Source organism: Desulfonatronum zhilinae (assembly GCF_900182865.1).
In the GTDB taxonomy this organism is placed as follows: Bacteria; Desulfobacterota; Desulfovibrionia; order Desulfovibrionales; family Desulfonatronaceae; genus Desulfonatronum; species Desulfonatronum lacustre.
Window position 1 is genome coordinate 1 of the sequence record NZ_FXUJ01000052.1, and the last position, 6,726, is coordinate 6,726.

Here is a 6,726-nt window from a genome sequence, read left to right on the forward strand (position 1 = left end):
TGACTGTTTACCTGGAAGCCAAAATGTATCGTCCATAAGGCTTAGCCTATTTCTATTCTTATATCGCAACATAGCAGTGACCTCGTTTTTTAAATCTTAATATCACTACTATAGCATACAATGCAAGCAAAATATTTAGTTAAATCGAATGCCTGCCGGACTTTTTGCAGGGAGATCAAGTCTGGAGCTATCCATGGCAATTCCTCGATGCATAACGCCCGCCATCACCGGCACCGAACCCTGCCGCCTAGGAACCAGAAGAAATGCCGAAATAATATCCCGGCGTGGTTCGGTGTAGCGTGCATGGCGTTGCTATGTCCTTAGGTGGTTTCTTCTATTTGTCTGTATTCGCATGGCTTATAAATAGTTGGCAGCATTTCACTTATAACTCCCATTGAATCGTTGATTACAAAGGATCCCTCAAAAACGAAGTAACGAGGGTTTAGATGCTTCCTTACAGCCTCCGCGTATCATTTAGAGCGAAGACAACATTAAATAGTAGGCATGTGCTTATGTTTTGCCATTTATTTGACTTTTCGACATAGTCGTCGTAACCATCGCGCCATTGAGCTTTCCACCATTTATCTTCAACATAAAAGACCTGACCTTGTTTTTCACTGTTCTCTCTGAGCTTCGCATTGCTCATGAAATGGCCTACATAAAAATTTACCCCATCACTCACGTTTTGTATCGCTTTTTCAAGTACAACAATCTTCCGTGGCCATATAGCCCTATGCACCTTTTCCGAGAAGAAGTCTGAGCCATGTACGAACTCCTCTGATAGAAGAAGCCTGACAGCATGGTCCGATACCCAATCCCAGTGAGACAGCAATAAGGCTTCTGTTGCGCTGTTGATGAGATCTGAATATATCTTTGTAGCAACGTCATCCGTAACATCGGTCAACTGAGTCTCTACCCATACTTCGTGATCTGCCTTTATCTGATGAAGTTTCTTAACAGGCCATTTGCCTGGGTCTTGATCGACTTCGATATGATGATTTGCGCATAATAGGATAAGATTTGGGTATCTGTTCCTTTCCTCAAGAGTGAGTATGCTCCTTCCTCTCGGGCCATTTTCTTTCTCTGCAATGATATGACAGTTTTGGCCAACGAGAACATTAGCTGAAAGAATCTTCTCAGAAGCCTCTACCACAAGCTTCTTACGGCATTCCGTCATCGAGCATCGGCCTGCTGCTTTGCCCCATAGGATTTTTAGATCCTTTTCTGGAATGGACATATCAAGGTTACCTCATGATGAAGGGACATAACGCTGCGGCTCATCACGATTGCTCGTGATCGATGTTCTCAATCACGCTCCTCAGAACTTGTCCCCGAATCATCAAGATACCCGTCCAGCAAGTCGTCTTCACCGATTAGAACAGCCTCGTCCGGCAGGGCCAACATCTCTGATGCCTTCGCTTCGGGCAATTGCTCCACTCTCCGGAGTTGTCGTTCGATTGCGCGGCTGCGTACACCGGTTTGCTCGATCGTGCGACTCGCGGTATTGAGCTGTTTCTTTACCTTGTCGAGCACATCCCCAAACTTACCAAACTCCGTCTTCACCGCCCCCAAGACCCGCCACACCTCCGAAGCTCGCTGTTCGATGGCCAGCGTTTGGAACCCCATCCGAAGGCTACTCAGAATCGCGATCAACGTCGTGGGCCCCGCCACCACAACGCGATACCGCTGCTGGAGATTTTCTACTAAGGCCGGTTGCCGCAACACCTCTGCATACAGTCCCTCCGTGGCGAGAAACATAATACCAAAATCAGTTGTGTCGGGAGGATTCACATATTTGTCGTGAATGTCCTTTGCTGCACCGTTAACCGTTCGGGCCAGAGCATCAACAGCAACCTGAACGCCTGCGAGGTCGGCCTTCTCCGCCGCCTCCTGCAATCGAAGGTAATCCTCCTGGGGGAACTTTGAGTCAATTGGGAGCCACACATTGCTTCCAGGATCATCTTTTGGACCCGGCAATCGGACGGCATACTCCACCCTTTCCGAGGACTCCGCCTTGACGCAGACGTTCTTCTCGTATTGCTCGGCAGTCAATACTTGCTCAAGCAGTGCACCGAGCTGAACTTCGGCCCAAGTTCCGCGTGCTTTCACGTTCGTAAGAACACGCTTCAGGTCGCCAACACCAGTAGCCAAAGTCTGCATCTCTCCGAGCCCCTTGTGTACAGCTTCCAATCTGTCGCTCACGAGCTTGAACGACTCACCAAGCCGCTTTTCAAGAGTGTCATGTAACTTCTCGTCGACGGTCTTGCGCATCTCATCGAGCTTCTTCTCATTCCCCTCCTGAAGTTCCTTGACGCGGGCATCAAAGGTGGTCCGAATGCGGTCCAGGGCCGTCTGATTGGACTCGGTGAGCTCTTTGATCTGTTTGGTCATACCCTCAAGCTGTGTTTGCTGGACCTTGCCCATTGCCTCTAGCGCCTTGGCAAGCGTTTCGCTGGTAGTTTTGAGTCCGTCTGCCGCCTCCTTTCGCATCCCTCCGAGGTTCTTTTCATTGCCCTCCTGAAGTTCCTTGACGCGGGCATCGAAGGTGGTCCGAATGCGGTCCAGGGCCGTCTGATTGGATTCGGTGATCTCTTTGAGTTGGGCGGTCATGCCCTCAAGCTGTGCCTGCTGTGTCTTGGCAACCGCCTCAAGGGTTTTGGATATCGTATCTGTACTAGACTTGAGGGTTCCCGAAACCTCCTCACGAAGCTCCTTCCCTGCAGCGCGAGACTCCTCCCGACCCGCCCGCAGCTCGTCACGTATCTCCTGGCTCGCGCCCCGATCGCCTCGCCAAGAACGAAGCACAAAAGCAACTACTACTCCTAAGAGCGCTGTCACCACGGCTACGAAGAGGATGTTCCACAGTAAGGTGTCACTCATCATTTGCTCCGGTTCACATAACGCCCGGCTCACGCGCCGGTTTGGAGCCGCGAAGCGGCGGAAAATCGGTCGCTGTGCAGCCGATTGTTAGAGCATCTCAGGCTCATACGCCCAACCTTTTTCGTCCAACTCGTATGAGATCTTGGTGCGTCTTCACGATTTCGCCGGCAGTTTCATGCAGGCTATTAAGACGGGTTCGGGGTCGGACCGAGTTAATCATTTAAATTTTTTGATGATCCGTTCCATCTAAGACTGATATTTTGCCTTAGAACCCCAATTTCGTCCCCAAAATGGGCATTGTAAGAGTCTGTTGTCTCACGAAGCTGAGCCAGAGCTTTTACCGTTCTCAATAATTTTCCTCCCAACCGCCTTGAATCCCAGCTTTGCCTGAATCCTCTCCACAAATGCCCTGGTCCCCACGGCAATGCTGTTTGTCCAGTCCGATTCCCGTCTTTCGCCGCAACCAAGTGCATCATCGACCCAAGATGCATAATCACGGGCCAGAGTGGCTTCGTCCGTGCCTTCCAGGAATTCGAGCAGTTTTTCACGGTTGATGAGTCGGTACCTCTCGGGTGGTGAAGTGATTTCGTGATATCCGGTGAAAGGCCATTGTCGAGGATGTTCCACAACCCCCACCCGGACCATGTTCAGATCGATGTACAGCATGCATTTGAGCAGATGCTTATCCGTATCCACGGCTGTGGCATGGTAGCGGTCTTCCCAAAATGCACCCTTGCGATTTTTGCGCTGGTTGTACTCTTGGGCGGTTCTGCCGGCAACCAGCTGGATTGATCTGGGCAGGGCCGTGACATCTTCCTCGCTGAAAACCAAGAGGTGAATGTGATTTGAGGTGACGGTGTAGTTGAGGATCTGAAGCTGGTATCGCTTCCTGGCCTCAAAAAGCCATTTGATCCAATTTTGCCTGTCACGGGACAGCATATTTGAACTACTTGCCTCATTTAATCAAAGGGTTGACTCGGTCCGACCCCGTAACCCCTAAATGTAAATTGAATGCATGTCCGGACTTTTTGCAGGGACATCATCTATTGATGTGCTCACAAAATTTCTGTTTCTCTCTTTATTGCCTTGGGCGTGTGTTTGTCCTTATGCGTTTTGCCGCGGAGCAACATAAGGACACAGCAAGATAGTGCTACCGCTATTACTACCAAGTGTGACACTAAGCTAAACCATTGTGCCTTGTTTAGGCCCAAGTGGTTTAAGGATTTATATGCAGAAAAAGCAACAAGTGTAAACCAAGAAAAACCTACAAACACGCTTACAAACTGATTAATTTTTGACACTGAAACGCTAAGAGGTCCGGTTATGAATTTCTCTGTGGCATTGATATGCCCGGGACGCTCCAACAGTGTTTTGTACAAAGGACCGGTTACTTTATCTTCGAGCAAATCAAGATGATTTTCCCAATTTTCTTGCCAATATTTACTTCCTCGATTCGCCAGATGCCACGCAAATGTAAAAACAAATCCAATCGATGCTACAATCAAGGATAGAAAGTATTTATTAGGCATGTGTTCAGAAGCAAGAATGGCAAAATAGCCAGCAAAAGCAACAGCGATCAATGCCCAGAAATATGTTGCACGCTTCCAGTATAGCTCTATCTCGAACTTTCTAATGTCGGAAACCTGCTCAAAGGCAGAGCGAAGCAAGCATGATTTTTCATCATCGGTATGAAATGTATCGTCATATTCCTTTTGATTCATCTTAATGCCTATTCGCATATAACATTTACCCGGTAAAATGAACCATCCCGACGCATCCGTAATCTTTTGACTTAGGAGTAGCCTGGAAGGCCAATGTCCATCGGGATCGTTCCACGCACATCGGTACCCATCGTCAAATTCCGGTACTGGCTCCGGAAAACCTGATGAAAACCAAATGTTGAAGCCAATAAACTACATTTGGAATGGAAGCAATCGGGATGGTTCAGAACTGGTTGGCACGTAGAGGATTGAACCGCCCGCTTCGCTCAGGACGCGGGGTCGGCCAGCTCAGCTGATACAAGGATTTTATAGCCACCCGCTTCGCTAGACCATGCAGGACGAACAAGGCAGACGGAAGAAGTGTTTTTCTCCAGCCAGGTCGGCTGGAGAAAAGTCCTTCTTTGTCTGCCTTTCTCGTCTGTGGCAAAAAACTCTGGAAAGAGGACGAACTCCTAATGCTCCCCCCGACAGGGAGAGGGCAATAATTTATTGCAGGGTGCTTCACTGGAGCGATCCTGGCAGCTTCAGCGAGCGTTGCGCTGGTCAAACAAAAAGGCCCGACCCTGAATATCAAGGTCGGACCGTCATGCGTGGTCTGCCGATTATGACGTCAATGCACTTGAGCGGTTCAGTGCATCCGACTCCTCGGCGAAGCTGCTTGCACCAGCTTGCCCCGCTCGATCCATCGGGCGCTCTCCCGCTCCAGGATTTCGGCGGAAGCAACGCTGCTGAGTTCCTCACTCAAGGCGGGGGATAATTCGCCCGCGGCCATCAATGCGAGATACCGGGCGCAGCAAACGCGCAGAAAAGAAGTGAAATTGCCGAGGTCGTGGTCGGCGTCGATGGACTCGAAGTACAGCCTGGTGATCAGTTGATTCACCGTCATCCTATCGCGAGTGGCGATCTCTTCCAGGGTTGACCAGAAGAAGTTTTCAATGCGGATACTGGTGGAAACGCCGTCGATGCGCAGAGACTTGGTTTGGCTTTTCCAAAGATCGCTGTTGGCATTGATGAACAGTTGGCACATGAAAAACCTCCCCCTTTGAGAAAGAATCAACCATCCAGCAGGGCCATGAACTGCGCCATCCAGGCAGGATTGGCCGGCCAGGCCGGGGCAGTCACCAGATTGCCATCGGTGATCGCCTCCGTCATCTCCAGAGGGGCGTATTTTCCGCCCGCAACTTTTACTTCCGGTTCGCAAGCGGGGTAAGCGGAACACGTCCGGCCATTGAGCACACCTGCCGCCACCAGCAGTTGCGCACCGTGACAAATGGCAGCCACCGGCTTATTGGCTGTGAAGAAATGTTTCACCATCTCAAGGACTTCGGGATTAAGGCGCAGGTACTCGGGTGCCCGCCCACCGGGAATCACCAGGCCGTCGTAGCTTTCAGCCTTTATTTCGGCAAACGTCGCATTGAGGGTGAAATTGTGTCCCGGTTTTTCACTGTAGGTCTGGTGCCCCTCGAAATCGTGGATAGCGGTTGCAACCACCTCCCCTGCCGCCTTGCCGGGGCACACCGCGTCCACTTGGTGTCCAGCCGCCAGCAGAATCTGGAACGGAACCATGGTTTCATAATCTTCCGTGAAATCGCCGGTAATCATAAGAATTTTAGCCATCTGCCGCATCCTTTTTTTTGAGTGTGAACGTATTGGAGTGATTCTTTACACCACGGGTGACCAAGTGGGTAGTAACGCAATACTACACCCTGAATCCGTGAAGCTATTACATGCCTGACACAGTCACGGCACATAGTTTTTCTTGATTATAATCAGTAAATTCGATATGTTCTCTCATCGATGCAGTATTTTTTAAAAACTCACCCAACAGGTGATGGGAGCGATGAGAATGGGCATATCCAAGGTGATTCACAAGCAAAACCTCCAGGCTGGGCCAGCTGGCTTGGTGTTTGTAGGACAGATGGCCAAGCTGGCGGGTCTTGATGCTGTGGCAAAGCAAGTGACCATCGGCAGGCCGCAGATATCCACTGAAAACATTCTGAAAACCATGCTGGGGCTGATGGTCCAGGGAAAAACTGATTTTGATCACGTCAAACCGCTGGCAGGAAACCGGTACTTCATGAACGCCGTTGACATCGACAGGGTTCCTTCGGCGGAAACCTACAGG

General features: G+C 50.2%; 6 protein-coding genes and 1 pseudogene. 1 reads left to right on the forward strand and 6 read right to left on the reverse strand.

Annotated elements, in window-relative coordinates; genetic code table 11:
- Window positions 1–454: 454 nt before the first annotated feature.
- The 6 genes from AC559A_RS18485 to AC559A_RS18510 all read right to left on the reverse strand — a co-directional run bounded on the left by AC559A_RS18485 (window position 455) and on the right by AC559A_RS18510 (window position 6,218).
- Complete coding sequence (locus AC559A_RS18485) at window positions 455–1,237, reverse strand: hypothetical protein (protein WP_498819173.1); 783 nt, start codon at window positions 1,235–1,237, stop codon at window positions 455–457.
- A gap of 68 nt (window positions 1,238–1,305) precedes the next feature.
- Window positions 1,306–2,880, reverse strand: coding sequence for a DNA recombination protein RmuC (locus tag AC559A_RS18490; protein ID WP_498819174.1), 1,575 nt, complete (start codon window positions 2,878–2,880; stop codon window positions 1,306–1,308).
- A 315-nt stretch (window positions 2,881–3,195) separates the two neighbouring features.
- On the reverse strand, window positions 3,196–3,819 hold the full coding sequence (locus tag AC559A_RS18495; protein WP_498819175.1) for a transposase: 624 nt from the start codon (window positions 3,817–3,819) through the stop codon (window positions 3,196–3,198).
- 116 nt (window positions 3,820–3,935) lie between these two features.
- Window positions 3,936–4,601: a RipA family octameric membrane protein gene (locus AC559A_RS18500; RefSeq protein WP_498819176.1), complete on the reverse strand. Its 666-nt coding sequence runs from the start codon at window positions 4,599–4,601 to the stop codon at window positions 3,936–3,938.
- Between the two features lie 628 nt (window positions 4,602–5,229).
- Window positions 5,230–5,628: a ribbon-helix-helix domain-containing protein gene (locus AC559A_RS18505; RefSeq protein ID WP_498819177.1), complete on the reverse strand. Its 399-nt coding sequence runs from the start codon at window positions 5,626–5,628 to the stop codon at window positions 5,230–5,232.
- 26 nt (window positions 5,629–5,654) lie between these two features.
- Entirely contained in the window at window positions 5,655–6,218 is a 564-nt protein-coding gene (locus AC559A_RS18510) for a DJ-1/PfpI family protein (protein ID WP_498819178.1), read from the reverse strand.
- A gap of 229 nt (window positions 6,219–6,447) precedes the next feature.
- Here AC559A_RS18510 and AC559A_RS18515 point away from each other — a divergent pair.
- Window positions 6,448–6,726 (forward strand): annotated as a pseudogene (locus tag AC559A_RS18515) (IS1380-like element ISDth1 family transposase); the annotation flags it as partial.

Excerpts from the sequence above, each read along its gene's own strand:
- AC559A_RS18485 (WP_498819173.1), bottom strand. The coding sequence starts at position 1,237 with ATGTCCATTCCAGAAAAGGATCTAAAAATCCTATGGGGCAAAGCAGCA.
- AC559A_RS18490 (WP_498819174.1), bottom strand. The coding sequence starts at position 2,880 with ATGAGTGACACCTTACTGTGGAACATCCTCTTCGTAGCCGTGGTGACA.
- AC559A_RS18495 (WP_498819175.1), bottom strand. The coding sequence starts at position 3,819 with ATGCTGTCCCGTGACAGGCAAAATTGGATCAAATGGCTTTTTGAGGCC.
- AC559A_RS18500 (WP_498819176.1), bottom strand. The coding sequence starts at position 4,601 with ATGAATCAAAAGGAATATGACGATACATTTCATACCGATGATGAAAAA.
- AC559A_RS18505 (WP_498819177.1), bottom strand. The coding sequence starts at position 5,628 with ATGTGCCAACTGTTCATCAATGCCAACAGCGATCTTTGGAAAAGCCAA.
- AC559A_RS18510 (WP_498819178.1), bottom strand. The coding sequence starts at position 6,218 with ATGGCTAAAATTCTTATGATTACCGGCGATTTCACGGAAGATTATGAA.